Raw genomic sequence first — 19,016 nt, 5'->3', positions numbered from 1 at the left:
GCAGATGGCGGGCATGATTAATGCTCGCCTTTCATAAATGCTCGCTCCCCAAGAGGTAGGATTAGATGCGCACACCGTTGATGACCCTCATGGCCGGCGCCACGCTGTTGCTCAGCGCCACGGCCTCCTATGCAGCCGATACGCTTCGCCCGGAAGTCGGCAAGCCGCTGCAGGAAGCCCAGGCCGACATGAAGGCCCGCAAGTACAGCAGCGCCCTGGCCGATGTCGACAAGGCCGCCGCTGTTGGTAACCTGACTGAGTACGAGAGCTACATCGTCGCGCAGATGCGTGCGGCGATCGCCACCGCTGCCGGTGACGAAAAGGTGGCCGTGAGTGCTTACGAAAAAGTCATTGCTTCGTCGCGTACGTCGGCAGCCCAGAAACTGCAGATCTACGACACCATTGCCAAGCTGGCCTACAGCCGTCGTGACTACAGCACGGCCGCCGCCTACATCCGCAAGTATCAGGCGGCCGGCGGCAGCAGCGCGCAGACCATCGACCTGCTGCCGCAGGCTTTGTATCTCGGCAACGATCTGTCGGGCGCCAAGGCGGCGCTGAACGCCCAGATTCAAAACAAGAAGCCGACCGAAACGCAGCTGCAGATGCTGACCTCGATCGCCGTCAAGCAGAAGGACGACGCGGGCTACATCGAGGCGCTCGAGAAGCTGGTCCGCTACTACCCGAAGAAGGACTACTGGCTCGATCTGATCGCGCGCACGACGAGCAAGGGCACGTTCGCCTCGTCGCGTCTGCAGCTCGACGTCTATCGTCTGAAGTCGATGACGGGCACGATGCAGAAGGCATCCGACTACATGGAAGCCGCGCAGCTGGCGCTGCAGGAAGGCCTGCCGGGTGAGGCCGAGCAGTACGTCGACGCCGGTTACAAGGCGAAGCTGCTCGGTGTCGGCAGCGATGCCGCGCGCCACAAGCGCTTGAAGGATCTGGTCGACAAGAAGGTTGCCGAAGACAAGGCGACGATGGCGCAGGGCGACAAGGCAGCGGCAGCGCAGGCGTCGGGTGACGCACTGGTTGCGGCCGGTCTCAACCATGTCGGCTACGGCGAGGCGGCAGCTGGTGTGAAGATGATGGAGCAGGGCATCAAGAAGGATTCGCTGAAGAATCCGAACGATGCCAAGCTGCATCTCGGCTATGCGCAGATCAAGGCTGGCGACAAGAGCGGGGCGCTGCGTACCTTGCGTTCGGTCGGTGGCAGCGACGGTACGGCGGACCTCAGCCGCCTGTTCGCACTGGCTGCTGCGTAAGAGATAAAGCTGCGATGACGAGGGCGCGCCGCAGGGCGCGCCCTTTTTTGTGAGCCGTCGGGCGACGCGCGCACATTTTTCGCGGGCTGATATACTTCAAAGTGCTGCAGCGCATGGGCCTGCGGCAAGCGATCCCGCCGCCGCGCGGGATTTTTTCTTTCACGCACGGTTGCGTCATCGTCAACGACGCTGAGGGCAAGATGTCGAGTTCCGTCACGCGCCAGACCTTCGACGAGGTCATGGTTCCCACTTATTCGCCTACCGATATCATCCCGGTGCGCGGTCAGGGATCGCGCTGGTGGGATCGAGAGGATCGAGAGTACATCGACTTCTCGGGCGGCATCGCCGTCAACGTGCTCGGGCACGCACACCCGGCCATGATCAAGGCCTTGACCGAACAGGCGCAGAAGCTCTGGCACCTGTCGAACATCATGACCAACGAGCCGGCGCTGAAGCTGGCGCAGCGCCTGACCGAGCTGACGTTCGCCGACAAGGTGTTCTTCTCGAACTCCGGCGCCGAAGCCAACGAGGCGGCGTTCAAGCTGGCGCGTCGCTGGGGCAATACCAACTTCGGGCCGCACAAGAGCACGATCATCTCGTTCCAGAATGCGTTCCACGGACGCACGCTGTTCACGGTCTGTGTCGGCGGCCAGCCGAAGTACACGCAGGGTTTCGAACCGCTGCCGGGTGGCATCCGCCATCTGCCGTTCAACGATGTCGCGGCACTCGAGGCGGCGATGAACGACACCGTCTGCGCGGTCGTCATGGAGCCGATTCAGGGCGAGGGCGGCGTGCTGCCGGCGACGCCGGCCTTCGCGCAGGCGGCGCGCGCACTGTGCGACAAGCACCAGGCTCTGCTGGTATTCGACGAAGTGCAGACCGGCAACGGGCATACCGGCACCTTGTACGCGTACGAGCAGCTCGGTGTGACGCCGGACGTGATGACGACGGCGAAGGGGCTCGGCGGCGGCTTTCCGATCGGCGCGATGCTGACCACCAGCGAGATCGCCAAGGCGCTGCCGTTCGGCACGCACGGTTCGACCTTTGGCGGCAATCCGCTGGCCTGCGCTGTCGCCGGCGCGGTGCTTGATGAGATCACTCGACCGGAGATTGCGGCCAATATTGCGGCGCGATCGCAGCAGCTGCAGGACGGTCTGCGAGCGCTGGGCCAGCGTTATGGCGTGTTCGGTGCGCCGCGTGGTCAGGGTCTGCTGCTCGGCGCGCCCGTCAGCGACGCCTGGGTTGGACGCGCGCGCGAAATCTCCGCTGCGGCGCTGAAGCAGGGGCTGTGGGTGCTGGTCGCCGGCCCGGATACCTTGCGCTTCGCGCCGGCACTGAACCTGACCGAGCAGGACGTTGCCGAAGGCCTCGAGCGCCTTGATCGTGCGTTGGCGACGCTGGTGGCGGACGGCAAGGCCAGCGCCGCCGCCTGAGTGCACGCGCTTCCGGCGCGTTGCGCAGCGGCACGACTAAAAAAGGGGCAGCTTCGGCTGCCCCTTTTTTTCATGCCTCGCGGCGGCGCCTACTGCGGTCCCTTCGCGCAGGCCGTGTAGAGGTTATAGCTGCTCAGCGCGCTGAGCAGCCCGGAGTTGAAGGTGATCCGCACGCCGTCGAAGCCCTTCGTCGTGGTGATGAAGAACGGCTGCGCAGTATCGCCGATGCTGCCGACCGCCGAGGCGCCGAGCAGATCGAGTCGCAGCGGCGTGGTGCTGTCGCTGGAGTCGCCGGTCAGTTCGCCTTCGGACAGGGTCTGCACGACGATGCTCGATGCCAGCTCAGCGGTCAGCACCTTACCGTTCGTCGAGCTGATCACGAAGCCGGCGGTCTGGCCTGCCGGGAATGCCGTGGCGTACGGCGGCTTGACCTCGGCCGTGACGCTGACCGAGCCGCCGAGCAGCGCGACCGGCAGGAACACCGAGCCATAGGTCTGCGGCAAGCTGTCGACGACATTGCCCAGATCACGGGCCGAGCAGGTCAGGCACAGTCCAGACACGTCGGAGGTGATCTCGATGTCCTGCGTCGCGGTGCGCAGCGGTGTTTCGCAAATCGCCGCTGTGACGTCGATGATCTGCGTCGCCGAGCAGTGCGTGCCGCAACTCGAGCTGTCCTTCAAGGTGCCGGTGATCGTCACGGTGCCGGCGCCGACCGCCGTCACGACGCCGGCGGCGTCGACCGTGGCGATGGACTCATTGCTGCTATGCCAGTCGACATCGGCTGCATTGAGCTCGGCGTCGGTCGTGTAGTCATGCGCGATCAGTGCCAGCGTCGCGCCCACTTCGAGCGTCGGCGTGTCTCCGTCTGAGGTGCCGACCGCTTCAAGCGACTGGATGCCGCTGGCCGGCTGTATCGGCGGTTCGCTGGTGGCGCAGGCGGCGCTGACATGCAACGAGCTGAGGGCCGTGGCCGTGCCGGACTGCAATTCCATGCGCAGGCCGTCGTACGGCTTCGACGTTTTGAACGACACCAGTGCCTGCGTCTCGTTGAGATTGATCAGGTCGATGCCGAGCAGGTCGAGTCGCAGCGGCACGAGGTCACCGGTCGTTTCCTGGACGGCGCCGTTGAGCAGCGTGCTCATCTTGATCTGCGCCAGGACCTGCGCCAGCACCAGCGGCCCATTCGGGTTGCTGATGATGAACGCAGGACGCGAGCCGGCTGCGAACGGCACGGTGTAGGCGTCGTTCGAGGTGGCGGTGACGTCGATCGAGCGGTACGCGTCGAGCGCGCCGACGCCGACGTTGATCGTCGCCGCGTTGGTCTTGTCGGCGTCGATGACGTAGCCCGGATCGCTGACGCCGCACAGCAGGCAGATGCCGGCCTTGTCGCCTTCGACGGCCGTCGCGCCGTCGGCGGCCAGCAGCGGCGTCGAGCAGCTGCTGGCGTCGACGTACAACGATGCCGTGGCGGTCTGCGACGAATCGCTGTTGAGCATCGCAGTGATCGTTGTCGGTGTCGCGCTCGGCTGTGTGCCGGCGGTGGCAACGCCTGTGGTTTCGTCGATGGTGGCGAGCGTGGTGTCGGAGCTGCGCCAGGTGACCTGACCGTCGGCGAGGTTGGCCTCGGTGCCGTCGCTGTAGTGGCCGACTGCCGTGAATTCCTGCTGGCGGCCGACACCTAGGTGCACGCTGGATGGGGTCACGCTGACCAGCGAGTCGACGGTCGCGGCACTGACGGTAAGGGCGACACTGTCGGTAAAGCTGCCGGCCGTGGCGACCAGGTTGGCGCCGCTGCCTTGCGCATCGGCGGACACGACGATGCTGTTGTCGGTGCCCGCGGCAATCGAGACGATGCCACTGGTGCCGCTCAGCGACCACGCGGCCTTGTCCGCATCGCTGCGTGGCGAGTCGAGCGGCGTGCCCGGCGCGTCGGAATAGTAATAAAGCGCGTAGTAGGTCTGGCTGGAACCCAGCGGCAGATCATCGGACTCCGGCGTCGAACGGGTCGTGGCGCTGGCCGGGTCCGGCGTGATCTGTACGCCGTCGAGAACCGCGGCGGTCACGGTCAGCGTCGCGGTCGCGCTCATACCCTCATAGGTGGCAGTGATCGTGACGCTGCCCTCGGCATGGCCGGCGACCTTGCAGGTGGTCGACACGACCGTGTCGCAGCTGGCGTCCAGTGACGGCGCATCACCGGTGGTGCCGACGGCGTTGACCGCGCTCCAGCTAGCGGCAACCGGTAGCTCGAACGTATCCGACGAGCCGGTCTGCAGCGAATAGACGCCGGTGGCGGTGAAGGCGGTCGACGCGCGGCCGACCGGCTGCGCGTCGCTGGCCGGGTCTATCGTCAGCGACGTCAGCTGGCCAACGCCGAACTGCGCGGTGCCGCTGATGTCCTGGCCGTTGACGGTCGTCGTCGCGGTGACGACGCCGGTGCCGGTTTCAGTGCCCGCGGTGATGGTGACCGTCTTGCCGGTGGTCGGAGCGATCGTGCCGAGTGACGACGGATCGAGCGCCCAGTGGATCACCGAGTCGGTGACGTCCTTGACGGTACCATCGCTGTACTTGCCTTGCGCGGTATAAGTGGTCGATTGACCGGGGCCGACGCCGGCCTGCGGCGTCGTCACGACCAGTGAGCGCAGGACCAGGCCTTCGCCGGTCAGCGTGACGGAACTGTCCTGTCCGTCCATGCTGGCGGTGATGGTCGTCGTGCCGCTGCCAGCGCCAGTCGCGAGGCCGCCGGCCTCAATGGTCGCGACGTCGGTATCAGACGAGGTCCAGGTGACCGAGCCGGTAATGTCGCGCGTGCAGACGCCACCCTCGACGCTGTCACACTGGCTGGGGTCGGGCGACTGCCCGGGCGGCGTGCTGTAGGTGCCGGTCGCGGTGAACTGCTGCGTTTCACCGCTGCCGACCGTTGCGCTGGTCGGGCTGATGGTGATCGATTCGAGCGTCGGCTCGAAATCTGGACTCTTGACGCTGCCGCCGCCGCAAGCGGACAACAGCAATGCCAGCGCGATCGCTGGCAGGCCGAAGCGTTTCATCGTGAACCCCCTCTCCCTGATCATCACGAGGCCCGGTGGGGCCGCACCCGTGCCCACGGGCGTTGAAAGTCAATCAGGCTTTAGTATTGGGGGAGTTACACCTAAATTCATGTCAGAAAATGTCGCAAGCGTTGCCCCAAGCGCGCACTTTCTGCACTAAGCCAGTGCATTTTGCCTGCTTGGCAGGTTGCAGACCCGCTTTTGACAGCTTTTCTCAGGGGCGTGGCAGCAGAACGCGCTGTCCCGCGTAGTCGAAGACGACGCCGTCCTCAGTGATCTCGACGACGCTCGGGCCGCTGCTGAGCTTGTCGCCTTCGTGGTAGCGCTGCCCGTCGACCATGATCCAGCGCTTGCTCGGGTCGGGGTCGTAAACGTGAATCTGCAGCGTGGTCGCCGGAAATTTCTCGCGGTAGTCAGCCGGCATGTCGCGCAGCACCGTGGCGCCGCTGGGCACGATCACGGTCGGGCGTGCAGTGCCGCTGCTTGCCGTCACTGTCGGCGCCGGCGTTGCATCTGCTGCAGCCGCTGTGCTGTCCGCTTGTGGTGCCGTTTCGGTCTGTGCCGTGTTGGCCTGGTCCGCCGGACTCTGACCGCGCGGCGTGATCAGCGTCATGCCGGCCTGCGCTGCGGGCGCTGCAGGCGATGGTGCGGGGCTCGGCGGCGGCTCGGTGACGTCGTCGAGACTGGCGATCTGGTTTTCGTCCTCGATCGCCGCGGGTCCGTTATCGCTGACGGCGGCGGGTGCTGGCGCGGCTGTGGTCGTTGCCGGCGCTGCGGCGGGTGTCGTGGCCGGCGCCGGGGTGGAGGCTGGCGCAACGTTCGGCGAGACCGCCGCTGGTGGTGTGGGGCGGTTGGCCGGCGCGCGAGGCCACAGCAGCAGGGCCAGCGCGATGCAGGCGATCAGCGCCGTGGCACCCGCAAGAATCCAGGCCGCCGGCGACAGCCGGGGCGCCGGGGTCGGTGCGGGCCGGTACAGCGAATCCGCGGTTGGTGCCTTGCCCAGCTCGCGCTCACGGTCGGCGCGGCGCAGTGCTTCGAGGATGTAGCTCACGGCGAGGCCTCCGTGTCGGCCGAGTGCAGCGTCGGGGTATTCGGTTGGCCCTCACTCAGCGCGATCAGCGTTCGCACACCGGCGATGCCGTCGGCGTCGAGCCCGTGCGCTTGCTGGAAGGTCTTCAGCGCGGCGACCAACCGGGCATCGAAGCGCGTTGGCAGCGGTGCCGGTGGGGCGATGTGCTGCAAGGTCGAGATGCGCTGCCACAAGTAGGCCACCGACGGCCCCTTGGTGCCGCGGTCGATGTAGTCCTCGCGGGTGCTGCGTCGCCACAGCAGCAGAAACTCGCCGTTCCAGACGCCATCCAGCGACGACAGCGGGATGCGGACTGGCCCCAGTGCGGAATCGAAACTGGCGCTGTCCCGATCGAGCGCCGTCAGCAGGAAGTACTGCGGGCCGTCGTCGGGCATGTCGAGCGTCAGGATCGCCGGCCGATTCATCTGCCGCAGATCGTCCCAGCCACCACTGCCGCGGTAGCAGTCCAGTGCCCGCTTCTGCAGCGCAGAGCAGACGTTTTCGCCGCGCGGAATCACCAGCGTGTGATCCCACTGACGAATCAGGCGACTCATGACGGCGCCGAGCGGCGCGGCGGTTTCCTGCAAGGTCTGGACATCGGCAACCGGGTCGGCCACCGGTGCTGGCGGCGGCGTCGCCGGCGCGGTGGTCGGCGGCGCTGAAGGTATCTCGTTGGTGGATGAAGGTATCGTCTTGGTCGCCGCGGCGGCGGGCTCGGCATTCGATTGACGGTGGCGGTCGAAGCTCCAGATCAACAGGCCGATGCTGGCCAGCAAGGCGACGGCCCAGCCGATCTCGATCAGGCGCCAGCGCGACCGCGCCTTGGGGTCGAAGATGTCCGGCAGTTCGCCCATGGCCTCGCGGGCCGCCTTGCGCACGGTATCCGGTAGCACCAGCCGCGAATTCTGCGCGTAGGCGCCAAGCAGCGCGCGGTCGCAGACGATGTTGATCAAGCGCGGCACGCCCTTGGTGCAGCGGTGGACTTCGGCGATGGCCTGGGGCGTGAAGATCTCGCCGTGCGCGCCGGCGACGCGCAGGCGGTGCTCAATGTATTCGGCGGTTTCGCGCGCGCTCAGCGGCGTCAGATGAAAACGCGCGGTGATGCGGCTGGCGAGCTGGCGCAGATCCGGTCGAGCCAGCAGTGCCGACAGCTCGGGCTGGCCGATCAGCATGATGCGCAGCAGCTTTTCCTTGGCCGTTTCCAGGTTGGTCAGCAGCCGCACCTGCTCGAGCACGCCCGGCTCGAGGTTCTGTGCCTCGTCGATGATCAGCACCGTACGCCGGCCCTGCGAATGCGAGCGCAGCAGGTGTTCGTTGAGCGCATCGACCAGCGTCTTCAGCGAACGATCCTCACGCGGGTAGGTGACGCCCAGTTCGTCGCAGATCGTCTGTACGAATTCCTGCTCGTTCTGCCTCGGGTTGTGGATGAACGCGACGTCGACCGCGTCCAGGGTCTGTTCGAGCAGGGTGCGAACGATGGTGGTCTTGCCGGTACCGACCTCACCGGTCAGCTGGACGAAGCCGCCGTATTGGCCCGTGCCGTAGAGCAGGTGGCCAAGCGCCTCCTGATGGCGCGGCGACATGTAGAGATAGGCTGGGTCCGGCGTGATCGAGAACGGCAGCTCCCGCAGCTGGAAAAACTCGATGTACATGCGTGCGTCAGTTTGGCCGGGTGCGAGTGCGGATGCGCAGTATACGGGGGCTCATCGCCGCCAAGGTTTGATCATGTCGACGTGCCAGATGCCGTCTTCGAGGTAAGGCGTCGAATCGACGACGAAACCCAGGGATTGATAGAACGGCTCCAGATATTGCTGTGCGGAGATGTAGATGTCCTGCTCCGGATGGCGCAGCTGCGCGCCACGAATGCCTTCCTGCGCCAGTGCGCGCGCCAGGCCCTGGCCGCGTGCCTCGGCAACCACGGCGAGGCGGCCGAGCGCCGGCCGAGCACCTTTCAGGCCCGGCGGCAGCAGGCGCAGATAGGCCAGCGTCTTGCCGCCAGGCTCGCGCGCCAGCAGGTGGTCGCAGGCCGCGTCGAGACCGTCGAGCTCGGGATAGGCGCATTTTTGCTCGACAACGAAGACGTCGACGCGTAGCCGCAGCAGGGCGTAGAGCGTGTCGGCATCGAGCTCCGCCCACGCGTACCAGCGCCATTCCAGATCAAGCCGCATTCGGTTCCCGATGATTCTGATGAGGTTGTCCGTCTGTGCACCGCAACGCAGGCGGTCTCACAGCTGAAAGTCGTACACGCTGCCAAGCCCGAGCAGGCGCGTCAACGCGTCGAGCGCCGTGCGCGATTCGTCGAGCAACTGCGGGTCGGCCAGATCGTCCGCCGTCAGTCGGTCGCGGTAATGGTCGTCGACCCACTGTTCGAGCGCCGCGGCGCGATCGCCATCGATCCAGCACTGTGGGTTGACGGCGGCCCGCTGCGCGGTGTCGAGCACGACGCGCAGCCGCAGACAGGCCGGTCCACCCCCATTGCGCATCGATTGGCGCAGATCGAAGACATCGACAGCCGCGATCGGGTTCCGTTGGTCGTGGACAATGCCTTCGATGGTCCGCCACACCGCATCGTGCTCGCGGCTCTCCTGAGCGACGATCAAGCGCATGCTGCCGTCGGGCGGGCAGATCAGTTGCGAGTTGAACAGATAAGAGCCGACGGCCGCTTCGACCGAAACATCGCGGTCGCGAACTTCGACAAAGACCGGCACCCGACTGCCGTGCCAATGCGCGGCGATCCAGCGCTTCAGGGCCGCGGCGTCGGCAAACGCCTGCTCGTGGTAGAGCAGCACTTCCCGGTTGCCGACCGCGATCACATCGTTATGGAACACCCCTTGATCGATGACCGACGGCCGTTGCAGCACGTGTGTGGTGCGTGCGTCGTCAAGACCGTGCAGTCGCGCAATGGTCTCCGTGGCCAGGTGCGTCTGGCGTGCCGGGTAGCGCTGCGGCGCCGGCTCGTCAGGCAGGCCACGGCCGTAGGCGAACAGTTCGAGACCGGCCTCGCCGTAGTCGCCGCACAGGCGGGTGTGATTGGCCGCGCCCTCGTCGCCGAGCGCCGGCGTCGCCGGCAGTGGCGCGTGATGGCTGAAGTGGCGATCGTCGGCGAAGACGGCGCGTAGCACGCGCGCCGTGGTTGCGGCCTCGATTGCGCGGTGCAGGTTGAAACACAGATTGGCCGGCGTGAAATGCACGCGGCCGTCGCGGCAATCGGTGCCGGGCGACACGGTCGCGGCATTGGCGGTCCACATCGCCGAGGCGGAGCTGGCGGCCGCCAGCAGCGCCGGTGCGCGCTGCTGTGCGGCGCGCAGAACCTGCGCGTCGCTGCCGGAAAAGCCGAGTCGCCGCAGCGTCGGCAGATGCGGACGTTCATGCGGCGGCAGCACTCCCTGCGCCATACCGATGGCGGCCAGCGCGCGCATTTTGGCGAGCCCTTGGCGCGCGGCCAGACGTGGGTTCGACGGTTGCTCGGCGTTCTTCGCCGAGGCGACATTGCCGAACGAGAGCCCGGCGTAGTTGTGCGTGGGCCCGACGAGTCCGTCGAAGTTCGCCTCGACGGCGGGCGCGGTTGCGGGATCGGCCATGCTGGTGGTGGCGGCGGTTCGTGCCGGCATTGTAGGCGCGCGCTTCGTCAGCGGCCTGAGCAATTCGCCGGATCAGTCGGGCATCGGGAGCGGAAATTCGAGAATGACCTTGGTGCCGCCCTGCGTGCCCGCGGTCCAGTCGATGGTGCCGCTGAGCTGCTCGGCGCGGTTGCGCATGCTGCTGGTGCCGCGTCCACGGCCAGGATGCGGTTGATTCGGGCGCAGGCCGGGGCCATCGTCGGTGAAATCGAGAAACAGATGCTGATCGACGGCGCGAATTCGGACGCGAATGTGCCGCGCATGGCCATGGCGCAGCGCATTGGTCACGGCTTCGCGGGCGATGCGGAACAGATGCAGCACCTGTGCTTCATCGAGCAAGGGGTCGGGCAGGCCGGCCGCCTGCTGCCAGTCGAGCACGCTATGGACGGCGTCGAGGCGACGCTCGGTCTCTTCGCGAATCTGCGCCAGCGCTTCGAGCAGCGTGCACGCGTCTTGATGGGCGCGCGACACGATGTCGCGGAAGTCCTGCACGACCGCGCGTACCAGGTCGGCGTGCTGCGGGTCTTCGAGGGCATGGACCAGGGTCGTCAGCTTGGCGCCGATGTCGTCATGCAGGTCGGCGAACAGGCGCTCGCGTTCGTCGGCAGCGGCGGCGACACGCGCCAGCCGCAACTCGTCCGCCAGCCTCGAGGCGAGCGTGCGATTCTGCTGCCGCTCATGGCGTAACCGATGGACGGTGAACAGCAGGGCCGCCAGCAACAGCGCCAGCGCCGCACCGAGCAGCATGGCCATCACGGTTCCGGTCGGGCGTCGGCGATCTGCCGAAGGTCCGCGTCCGGGGATTCGAGAGCGCGCTCGGCTTGCGCCAGGTGCTGGGCGATACCGCGCATTGCCGGATGGCGCGCGTCGAGCGCGGCGCCGATGATGTCCTGCGCCCTCGTCAGCTCGATGCGCGCTTGCGCAGCCTGGCCGAGACTGAGCAACGCATAGCCGTGCGTACCCAGCAGGCGGCCGTAGATCAGGTTGTGTTCGCTGCGACCATCGGCCTTGGGCAGGGCCGCGTCGAGCAGGCTCACGGCTTCGGCCGGCCGGCCGGCCTTGATCAGGGTTAGCGCCAGACCGTTGACCGGCAGCAGTGACTCCGGATGGGTGCCGGCATCGGCGTGACTGCGCAGCGCGATGACGCTGCGGTATTGCTGCTCAGCTGTCGCGTAATGGCCGAGGTCGCGTTCAATGTTGGCCTGCACGTACATGGCATTGAGCGTGTCGGCATTGCTGTCACCGAGACTGGTGCGCAGGCCGCGTACGACGTCAGCCATCATCGATGCGACTTCGCGAGAGCGGCCCTGCTGGCTCAGCGTATTGCACAGCACATAGCGCGCAAGCAGGGTCCAGTAGTGATGCGGGCCGGACACCCGCTCGCGGTCGGTGATGACCGGCCGGATCAGGTTTTCGGCTTCTTTCAGGCGACCGAGCGCACGCAGGCGCTCGGCGTAGTCCATGCGCGTCAGCAGCGTGGTCGGGTGATCGTTGCCGAGCGCGCGCGTCTCGCGCTGGATCAACGCGCGAAAACCGGCGATCGCCTCATCGTATTTCCCAGAGTTGAACAACAGCGAGGTGTAGCCCTGCGTCGCATCGAGCGTCAACGAATCATCGGCGCCCAGCTCGCGTGTCGAGGTGTCGACCAGTGCGCGCAGCTGTTCGAGTGCCTGTGCCTGTTCTCCCATGTACAGCAGGCCGTTGGTATAGAGCAGGCCCGCACGAATGCGCAGTCGCGGATCCTCATCGGCGACTTTCGGTCGAGCAACGATGCGTCGCAGCAGCGCGTCCGCCGCTTTGAGCTGGCCGGACATCTGCAGGGCATTGGCTTCGGCAAGCTGCAGGCGCAGCGCGGCCTCGTTGTCGGTGGTCAGCAAGTCGATGGACGTACCGGCGGTGCGCCGCGCGATATCGAGACCGGCGCTGACGTCACCGAGCGAGACATAGACCTCGGACAGCGTGGCGGCCAGCGCGGCCTTGGCTGGAATCGACAAGGAGCGGTCGAGCGGCAGCTGTGCGCGCGCCGCGTCCAGGGTTTCGAGCACGGTGACAGCGCGTCCGCGCGCATGGGCCGGGTCGGCCGACACCAGCATTTCGTTGAGGAAGCGATTGACCGCCGCAAACTCTTCTGCGTGACGCTCTGCGAGCGCCCGTGCGCGCATTTCGGAGATGGCGTAGAAGGTGGTCACGACACTGCCGACCGTCAACGCCAGCGCGGCAATGCCGAAGGCTGCGGAGATGCCGCGGTGGCGGCGCATGAACAGGCCGAGCAGATAGGCGGCCGTCGGCGGCCGGGCCTCGATCGAGCGGTGCTGCAGATAGCGCTCGAATTCCGACGCGAGCTCGCCTGCCGAGCCATAGCGGCGTTGAAGATCATGGGCCATCGCCGTCGTGACGATGGTCTCGATATCGCCGCGGGTCTGCGGCAGATGCTTCGATAGCCGCTCCGGTGGCGCGTTGCGGACGATGCCGAGGGCGCCGATGATCGTCGCCGTCGACAGTTCCGGATAGGGCAGCCGCCCGCTGATCAACTGGTAGGCGATGATCCCGAGTGCATAGACGTCGGCGCGCGGGTCGCTGCAGCCATCGCGCCCCGCGAGCTGCTCCGGGCTCATGTACGCAATGGTGCCGAGAATCTGCCCGGCAACCGTCATGGTCGCAAAGCGCTCGTGCGCGACGTGGGCAATGCCGAAGTCGAGGATGTGCGGTTGGCCGTGCTCGTCGACCAGGATGTTGGCTGGTTTGAGGTCGCGGTGCACGATACCGCGGCTGTGCGCGTAGTGAACGGCGTGGCAGAGCGACGCCATCAGTTCGATCTTGGCGCGCAGCGTCATGCCACGCGCGCGGCTGGCTTCGAGCAGCTCGCGGCCTTGCACGTATTGCATGGCCAGATAGGGGAGCGGACCGAGATCAGTGTCGATCAGTCCGGCGGCATAAACCCGCGCAATGGCCGGGTGCTCCAGCCGCGCGAGCAGTTCGGCCTCGCGCCGGAAGCGCTCGCGCGCCTGCGCCGACAGGCCGGAGCCGCACAGCACCTTGAGCGCCACCCTACGGCGCGGCTCATCCTGTTCCGCCAGATAGACTCGTCCGCTGCTGCCTTCCCCAAGCAGCCGCAGGATGCGATATGGCCCCAAACGCGGCGGCAGCATCTCGCTCATGGCTCCCCCGACCCCAAGCTTGTACGCATCATGCAAAACACCAGAGGCCTTGCGCAATGCGAGGGATTATCTAAAGGTGCGGGTTGATCAGTCCCAGGCGGGTGGCCTCGACGGCGGCTTCGGCGCGGCTGCCGATCTTCAGCTTGCGGTAGACGTTCTTGACGAACTCGTGCGCGGTATTGCGCGTCACGCCGAGATTTTCCGCCACTTCGGCGATCTTGAAGCCCTTGGCGATCAGCGTCAGGGTCTCGCGTTCGCGCGGCGTCAGTTTCGGCGCCACGCTGCCATTGGCCCGCGCATTGCGGTCGTCGCCGAAGACGCGCAGCAGACGCCGCGCGATCGACGCCGACAGCGGCGGTTCGCCGGCGGCAATACCGCGCAATGCCGTGACAGTCCGCGCGCGTGGCTGGTCTTTGAGCAGGTAGCCGGCGGCGCCGGCGCGCAAGGCTGGGAACAGATGCTGGTCGTCGGCGTAGATGGTGGTGACCACGCACTGACAGGCCGGACTGCTGCTGGCGCTGTCTTCGATCAGTTCGATCCCGGAGCCGTCCGGTAGCCCGAGGTCGATCAGCGCGATATCGGGCGCCTGCGTCTCGAACGCACGACGTCCCGCCGCGAGCGTTTCGGCTGTACGCACGGCCATGCCCGGAAACGCTTCCTCCAGCGTTTCCTTGAGCCAGCGACTGAGCGCCGGCTGATCTTCGACGACCAAACCCTGCTGCATACCTTCCCCCGATCCTGCCGCAGCGTGCGCGGATCGCAGGCACAGCGTCAAGCGCCGCCCCCGCAACTGGGGGACGACCTTGTTCAGTGCGCCGGACGGTCGGCTCGGACACGCAGAAAGCGGGCGAATCGAGGCACGCCATGAACGGTCAGGCCGTTGTAGACATAGGTGATGGTGCTGCCGATGGCCGGCGGGTGGCGTCGATCGGCATCGGACAGGCCGGAGCCGACGCGGAATTCGAGGCCGTCGGCGCGGCGCACCTTCAAGGCGCCAACCATGCCGTCGTACTTGCCCTGGCCGGGCGTATAGCCGATGACGACGGCCTCGTCGTCATCGAGGGGTTTGTACTTGAGCAGATCGTCGTTGCGCTCGGCGCGGTAAGGCGCGCCGCCGCGGTGCAGAACCAGGCCTTCGCCGCCGGCCGCGACGACGGCGTCGCGCTGGGCCCGCAGCGCTGCGGGCGACGCGACATGAACCTGTTCGACCAGGCGTAACGTGGCGGCGTGCGGTGTCGCGAACAGGGTGCGCAGCGCCTTGAGACGCGCATTGAAGTCGCCAGGCTCGGCCGGCAGGTCGAACACCATCAGGTGCAGCTGACGCCAGCCCGGATCGTCCGGTGCATCGCGGCGGATCACCGCTGACGTGAAGGCGAAGCGCTGCCGGCCGCCCCAGATTTCGCCGTCGAGCGCTCGTGCCGGCCAGCCGGCGGTGAACCACGGTGGTGGGTGCAGGGGTGTGCCGCCACGGGTCCACAGCTGGTGGCCGTCCCAGTAGCCGCGGACACCGTCGTACTTCTCGCTGACCCAGTACGCGGAAAGGTCGATGGGATCGCCGTCGTGAAAGACGTCGGCGAGCATGAGGCGCGGCGGATCGCCGGCCTCGGCCATGAGCGGTGGCGCTGCCAGCAGCAGCGCCAGGAGCAAAGCGCGCAGCATCATCGTCCCCCGATGAACTGCGCACAGCCTAACGCGGCTAAAAGCTAGAAATTGAGACCTGGCGCAAGTTTTTCCGGCAGTTTCGGCGCCGTCGCCTCGGCGCTGGCGACCGGATAGGCGCAGTAGTCGGCGGCGTAGAACGCGCTCGGCCGGTGATTGCCGCTGGCGCCGATGCCGCCGAACGGAAACGCGCCGGAAGCGCCGGTGGTTGGCCGGTTCCAGTTGACGATGCCGGCCCGCGAGCGGCGCCAGAAGTGACGGTACTCGGCTTCGTTGTCGCCGATGAAGCCCGCCGACAGGCCGAACCGCGTTTGGTTGGCAACGGCGATCGCCGCATCGAGCGATTCGACGCGAACGACTTGCAACAGCGGCCCGAAGAACTCCTCGTCGGGTACATCAACACCCGTAACGTCGACGATGCCGGGGGAGACGAAAGCAGGGCCGCGCTCGAGACGGTGCAGCGGCAGCAGGGCGCGTGCGCCGCTGTCGATCAGCTGTGCCTGGGCGTCGATCAGCTGTTGCGCGGCACGCTCGCCGATCAGCGGTCCCATGTAGGGCTGCGGGTCGTCGTTCCAGGCGCCGATCGTGAGCTGGGATGCCACCTCGGCGACCCGTGCGACAAAGGCTTGGCCGAAGTCGTCGCCCGGCACGATCAGGCGTCGTGCGCAGGTGCAGCGCTGGCCGGTGGTGATGAACGCCGACTGGATGACCTCGTGCACGGCACCGTCGACGTTTTCGACCGGGCGCACGATCAGAGGATTGTTGCCGCCCATTTCCAGTGCCAGGATCTTGTCGCCCTGGCCGCCGAACTGGCGGTGCAGCAGCGCGCCGGTGCGCGAGCTGCCGGTGAAGAACAGGCCGTCCAGTTCCGGGTGCGCGGCGATCGCCTCGCCGGTCTCGCGCTCGCCCTGTACGAGATTGAGCACGCCGACCGGCAGGCCGGCGGCGTGCCAGCAGGCCATCATCGCCTCGCCGAACGCCGGCGTCTGTTCGCTCGGTTTGAAGACGACGCAGTTGCCGGCCAACAGCGCCGGTGCCAGATGGCCGTTCGGCAGGTGGCCCGGAAAGTTGTACGGGCCGAACACCGCGACCACGCCGTGCGGCTTGTGGCGCAGCACGTGACCGCCGATCGCGTAGGACGAGCCGGTGCGCTGGCCATAGGCGCGGATCGTCAGCTCGATCTTGCCGATCATCGCCGCCACTTCGGTACGCGCCTCCCACAGCGGCTTGCCGACTTCACGGCCGATCAGCGACGCCAGCTCGTCGCGGTTGCGTTCCAGCTTCTGCGCGTAGGCACGCAGCATGGCTTCGCGCTCGCCGAGCGTCAGGTCGGCCCAGTCGGGAAACGCGCGGCGTGCGGCGCGGAAGGCGTCATCGACGTCGTCCGCGGTCGCGGCGTGGCCGGACCACAGGACGCGGCCGGTGGCCGGATCGTGACTTTGAAGTGCCGGGCCGCGGCCGTCGCGCCACTGGCCGTCGATGAATAGCTGGCCGTTGGTTTGCATGGAGCTCATCCGTCGGGTGCTGGGGGCCTCTGCGGTATTCACAGCGGGCAGATGCGCACGGTGGCGCCGTGTTCGATGTCGAGGGCCTGCGCGACGTCTGCTGACATTCGCACGCCGGTCTCGGTGGGCTGCACGTCGGCGAGCAGGCAGCGATAGTGGCCGAGGCGCTCGTTGGCCAGCAGCTGCGGCCGCGCGAACTCCAGCGGGCGCTTGTCGACGATGGCCGGCAGGACTTGTGAACGGCGCACCGAGCGGATCGCGCGCAGCGGTGCCTCGACGGCCGGGCCGCCGTCGAAGATGTCGATATAGCCCTGGTAGCGGAAGCGCTCCTGCTCGAGAAAGCGCAACGCCGGCGCCGTTTCCGGATGGACCTGGCCGAGCACGGCCTGCGCTTCGGGCGGCAGCAGCACGGTGTAGATCGGGTGCTTGGGCATCAGCTCGGCGATCACCGCCTTGTTGCCCTGGCCGACCACGTGTTCGGCGGCGCCGTACTCGATGTCGAAGAAATGCCGGCCGAGACCCTCCCAGAATGGCGAGCGGCCCTGCTCGTCGGAGACGCCGCGCATTTCGGCAATGACCTTGTCGGCGAAGCGCTGCGGGAACGCCGCCATGAACAAAAATCGCGATTTCGACAGCAGCGCGCCGTTGCCGCCGCGCCGCGCGTCCTTGTGCAGATACAGCGAGCACAGCATCGACGCGCCGGTCAGATCGTTCGACAGGTACAGCGTCGGCAGACGCTTATAAACGCTCAGTGCCGGACTGGCCTGGACGGTCAGGCCGACGTGGTAGTTGTAGAACGGCTCGTCGAGGCCGCAGGCCGCTTCGATTGCGCAGCAGCCGAGCATGTGGCCGCTGTCGGTGTCCTCGAGCACGAACATGTAGCGTTCGGGGCCGGGAATGTCGACGCTGTCGTCGGCGAACGAGGTGATCGAGCGGGCGATTTTTGCCGCCAGGACGTCGCGAATCGGTGGCAATGACGTGAAACCGGTGCTGGCGCCGCGCGCCAGTTCCAGTAGGGCGTCGATATCGTGTTCGGCGATCGGCCTGACGCGCTTCATGTCCAGCTCCATTCGCCGCTGGCGACACGCATCAGCAACAGCGCCGACAGCTGGGCGCGTTCAGCGAGACTGGAGAAGCGCATGGTTTCGCGTTCGGAATGAATATCACGGCCGACGACGCCGAGGTTGTCGAGATTGGGCAACCCGTAGGCGGCGAGGTTGTTGCCGTCACAGCAGCCGCCGGTGGGACGGAACTCGAGATCCAAGCCCAACTCAAGTCCGCAGTCGGCGGTCCAGCTCATCAGCCGCTGTTGGGCGTCGTTGAGCGGCTTGGGCGGGCGCGTGAAACCGCCGCGCAGCTCGAAGACGATGCCGTCGCCGCCGTGCTCGCGAAAGATCTGGTCCAGCGCCTCGCGCAGCCAGGCCTCGTCGGCCACTTGCTGCGTGCGCACATTGAATTTGAACAGGCAAAAATCGGGGACGACGTTGAGTGGCCCGCCGCCGCGCACATAGCCCGGATTGATGGTGACGCCGTCGCGCTGCAGCGCGTTGATGGCGGCGACCACGCGGGCCGCGGCGACGATCGCATTGCGCCCCTGCTCCGGGTTGCGGCCGGCGTGCGCGGCGATGCCGTGCACGAGAATGTCGAAATTGCCGCTGCCCTTGCGCATCCCGGCAAGATTGCCGTCCGGAAATGACGGCTCATAGACGAGGCCGAAGCGGTTGCGTTCCGCGGCTTCGGCCAGGAGCGGGGCTGAACCCCTGGAGCCGATTTCCTCGTCCGGGTTGAGCAGCACCTCCCAGCCGACGCGTTCGCGCCACGGGCTGCGCTCCAGCGTCGCCAGTGCCAGCCACATGACCAGCAGGCCGCCTTTCAAATCGGCGACGCCGGGGCCGTGCACGGTGTCGTCGTCGCGAAACCGGGCGCGCTGGAACGGGCTGTCGACCGGGTACACCGTGTCGAGGTGCCCGCCGAGAAAAACCTGCAGCGGCGCGTCCGGGCGCCGACGCAGGCGCAGCGCCGGGCCGATTGGCCGCGTGCGCAGGGTCCCGTCGTCGCCGGTCGATTCGTGGACCGGCAGCTCCAGCCACTGCGCCTCGGCGTCGAGCGCCGTGAAGCGCGCGCCGATGCGCTCGCCGACGCGGCGCACGCCGTCAGCATTGAAGCTGCCGGAATTGAGGTCAGCGAGCGCGACGAGCTCGTCCCCGAGCGCAGCCGCCTGCGTCACCGTCCAAGCCAGCAGTGAGGAATAAGCCTCTCGCACGCC

General features: G+C 67.0%; 14 protein-coding genes. 2 read left to right on the top strand and 12 right to left on the bottom strand.

Annotated elements, in window-relative coordinates; genetic code table 11:
• The first annotated feature begins 65 nt into the window (after positions 1-65).
• The gene (locus G7Y82_RS17035) at positions 66-1,262 is read left to right on the top strand and encodes a tetratricopeptide repeat protein (RefSeq protein WP_240954380.1); all 1,197 of its coding nucleotides are present in this window, start codon (positions 66-68) and stop codon (positions 1,260-1,262) included.
• Between the two features lie 200 nt (positions 1,263-1,462).
• Positions 1,463-2,695: an aspartate aminotransferase family protein gene (locus tag G7Y82_RS17030; RefSeq protein WP_168149346.1), complete on the top strand. Its 1,233-nt coding sequence runs from the start codon at positions 1,463-1,465 to the stop codon at positions 2,693-2,695.
• An 89-nt stretch (positions 2,696-2,784) separates the two neighbouring features.
• Here G7Y82_RS17030 and G7Y82_RS17025 read toward each other — a convergent pair whose 3' ends face one another.
• From G7Y82_RS17025 to G7Y82_RS16970, 12 genes are all read right to left on the bottom strand, one after another.
• Positions 2,785-5,739: an Ig-like domain-containing protein gene (locus tag G7Y82_RS17025; RefSeq protein ID WP_168149345.1), complete on the bottom strand. Its 2,955-nt coding sequence runs from the start codon at positions 5,737-5,739 to the stop codon at positions 2,785-2,787.
• Between the two features lie 214 nt (positions 5,740-5,953).
• On the bottom strand, positions 5,954-6,790 hold the full coding sequence (locus G7Y82_RS21945; protein ID WP_168149344.1) for a general secretion pathway protein GspB: 837 nt from the start codon (positions 6,788-6,790) through the stop codon (positions 5,954-5,956).
• Complete coding sequence (locus G7Y82_RS17015; protein ID WP_168149343.1) at positions 6,787-8,460, bottom strand: ExeA family protein; 1,674 nt, start codon at positions 8,458-8,460, stop codon at positions 6,787-6,789. Before G7Y82_RS17015 ends, G7Y82_RS21945 begins: the two co-directional genes overlap by 4 nt.
• A 51-nt stretch (positions 8,461-8,511) precedes the next feature.
• The gene (locus tag G7Y82_RS17010; protein WP_168149342.1) at positions 8,512-8,976 is read right to left on the bottom strand and encodes a GNAT family N-acetyltransferase; all 465 of its coding nucleotides are present in this window, start codon (positions 8,974-8,976) and stop codon (positions 8,512-8,514) included.
• Between the two features lie 57 nt (positions 8,977-9,033).
• A complete protein-coding gene (gene astB, locus G7Y82_RS17005; protein ID WP_168149428.1) occupies positions 9,034-10,389 on the bottom strand; it encodes an N-succinylarginine dihydrolase in 1,356 nt (451 codons plus the stop codon).
• 72 nt (positions 10,390-10,461) lie between these two features.
• Positions 10,462-11,181, bottom strand: a complete 720-nt coding sequence (locus G7Y82_RS17000) for a sensor histidine kinase (protein WP_168149341.1) — start codon at positions 11,179-11,181, stop codon at positions 10,462-10,464.
• Positions 11,181-13,586 carry a serine/threonine-protein kinase gene (locus G7Y82_RS16995; RefSeq protein WP_168149340.1) on the bottom strand — a complete coding sequence of 802 codons (2,406 nt, stop codon included), beginning with the start codon at positions 13,584-13,586 and terminating at the stop codon, positions 11,181-11,183. The genes G7Y82_RS17000 and G7Y82_RS16995 overlap by 1 nt, the downstream gene beginning before the upstream one ends.
• A gap of 70 nt (positions 13,587-13,656) precedes the next feature.
• Positions 13,657-14,310, bottom strand: coding sequence for a response regulator (locus tag G7Y82_RS16990; RefSeq protein ID WP_168149339.1), 654 nt, complete (start codon positions 14,308-14,310; stop codon positions 13,657-13,659).
• Positions 14,311-14,393: 83 nt separating this feature from the next.
• A complete protein-coding gene (locus G7Y82_RS16985) occupies positions 14,394-15,248 on the bottom strand; it encodes a DNA ligase (RefSeq protein WP_168149338.1) in 855 nt (284 codons plus the stop codon).
• 41 nt (positions 15,249-15,289) lie between these two features.
• Positions 15,290-16,750 carry a succinylglutamate-semialdehyde dehydrogenase gene (gene astD / locus G7Y82_RS16980; RefSeq protein ID WP_168149337.1) on the bottom strand — a complete coding sequence of 487 codons (1,461 nt, stop codon included), beginning with the start codon at positions 16,748-16,750 and terminating at the stop codon, positions 15,290-15,292.
• A gap of 38 nt (positions 16,751-16,788) precedes the next feature.
• On the bottom strand, positions 16,789-17,808 hold the full coding sequence (astA, locus tag G7Y82_RS16975; protein ID WP_168149336.1) for an arginine N-succinyltransferase: 1,020 nt from the start codon (positions 17,806-17,808) through the stop codon (positions 16,789-16,791).
• The gene (locus tag G7Y82_RS16970; RefSeq protein ID WP_168149335.1) at positions 17,805-19,013 is read right to left on the bottom strand and encodes a hydrolase; all 1,209 of its coding nucleotides are present in this window, start codon (positions 19,011-19,013) and stop codon (positions 17,805-17,807) included. The genes astA and G7Y82_RS16970 overlap by 4 nt, the downstream gene beginning before the upstream one ends.
• Between the last annotated feature and the right edge of the window lie 3 nt (positions 19,014-19,016).

This window comes from Solimonas marina (assembly GCF_012241385.1).
Lineage (GTDB): Bacteria > Pseudomonadota > Gammaproteobacteria > Nevskiales > Nevskiaceae > Solimonas > Solimonas marina.
This window is presented reverse-complemented; position numbering and strand designations above follow the sequence as displayed.

Excerpts from the sequence above, each read along its gene's own strand:
- G7Y82_RS16985 (WP_168149338.1), bottom strand. The coding sequence starts at position 15,248 with ATGATGCTGCGCGCTTTGCTCCTGGCGCTGCTGCTGGCAGCGCCACCG.
- astB (WP_168149428.1), bottom strand. The coding sequence starts at position 10,389 with ATGGCCGATCCCGCAACCGCGCCCGCCGTCGAGGCGAACTTCGACGGA.
- G7Y82_RS16990 (WP_168149339.1), bottom strand. The coding sequence starts at position 14,310 with ATGCAGCAGGGTTTGGTCGTCGAAGATCAGCCGGCGCTCAGTCGCTGG.
- G7Y82_RS17010 (WP_168149342.1), bottom strand. The coding sequence starts at position 8,976 with ATGCGGCTTGATCTGGAATGGCGCTGGTACGCGTGGGCGGAGCTCGAT.
- G7Y82_RS17030 (WP_168149346.1), top strand. The coding sequence starts at position 1,463 with ATGTCGAGTTCCGTCACGCGCCAGACCTTCGACGAGGTCATGGTTCCC.
- G7Y82_RS17035 (WP_240954380.1), top strand. The coding sequence starts at position 66 with ATGCGCACACCGTTGATGACCCTCATGGCCGGCGCCACGCTGTTGCTC.
- G7Y82_RS17025 (WP_168149345.1), bottom strand. The coding sequence starts at position 5,739 with ATGAAACGCTTCGGCCTGCCAGCGATCGCGCTGGCATTGCTGTTGTCC.
- astD (WP_168149337.1), bottom strand. The coding sequence starts at position 16,750 with ATGCAAACCAACGGCCAGCTATTCATCGACGGCCAGTGGCGCGACGGC.
- G7Y82_RS17015 (WP_168149343.1), bottom strand. The coding sequence starts at position 8,460 with ATGTACATCGAGTTTTTCCAGCTGCGGGAGCTGCCGTTCTCGATCACG.
- astA (WP_168149336.1), bottom strand. The coding sequence starts at position 17,808 with ATGAAGCGCGTCAGGCCGATCGCCGAACACGATATCGACGCCCTACTG.
- G7Y82_RS17000 (WP_168149341.1), bottom strand. The coding sequence starts at position 11,181 with ATGGCCATGCTGCTCGGTGCGGCGCTGGCGCTGTTGCTGGCGGCCCTG.
- G7Y82_RS16995 (WP_168149340.1), bottom strand. The coding sequence starts at position 13,586 with ATGAGCGAGATGCTGCCGCCGCGTTTGGGGCCATATCGCATCCTGCGG.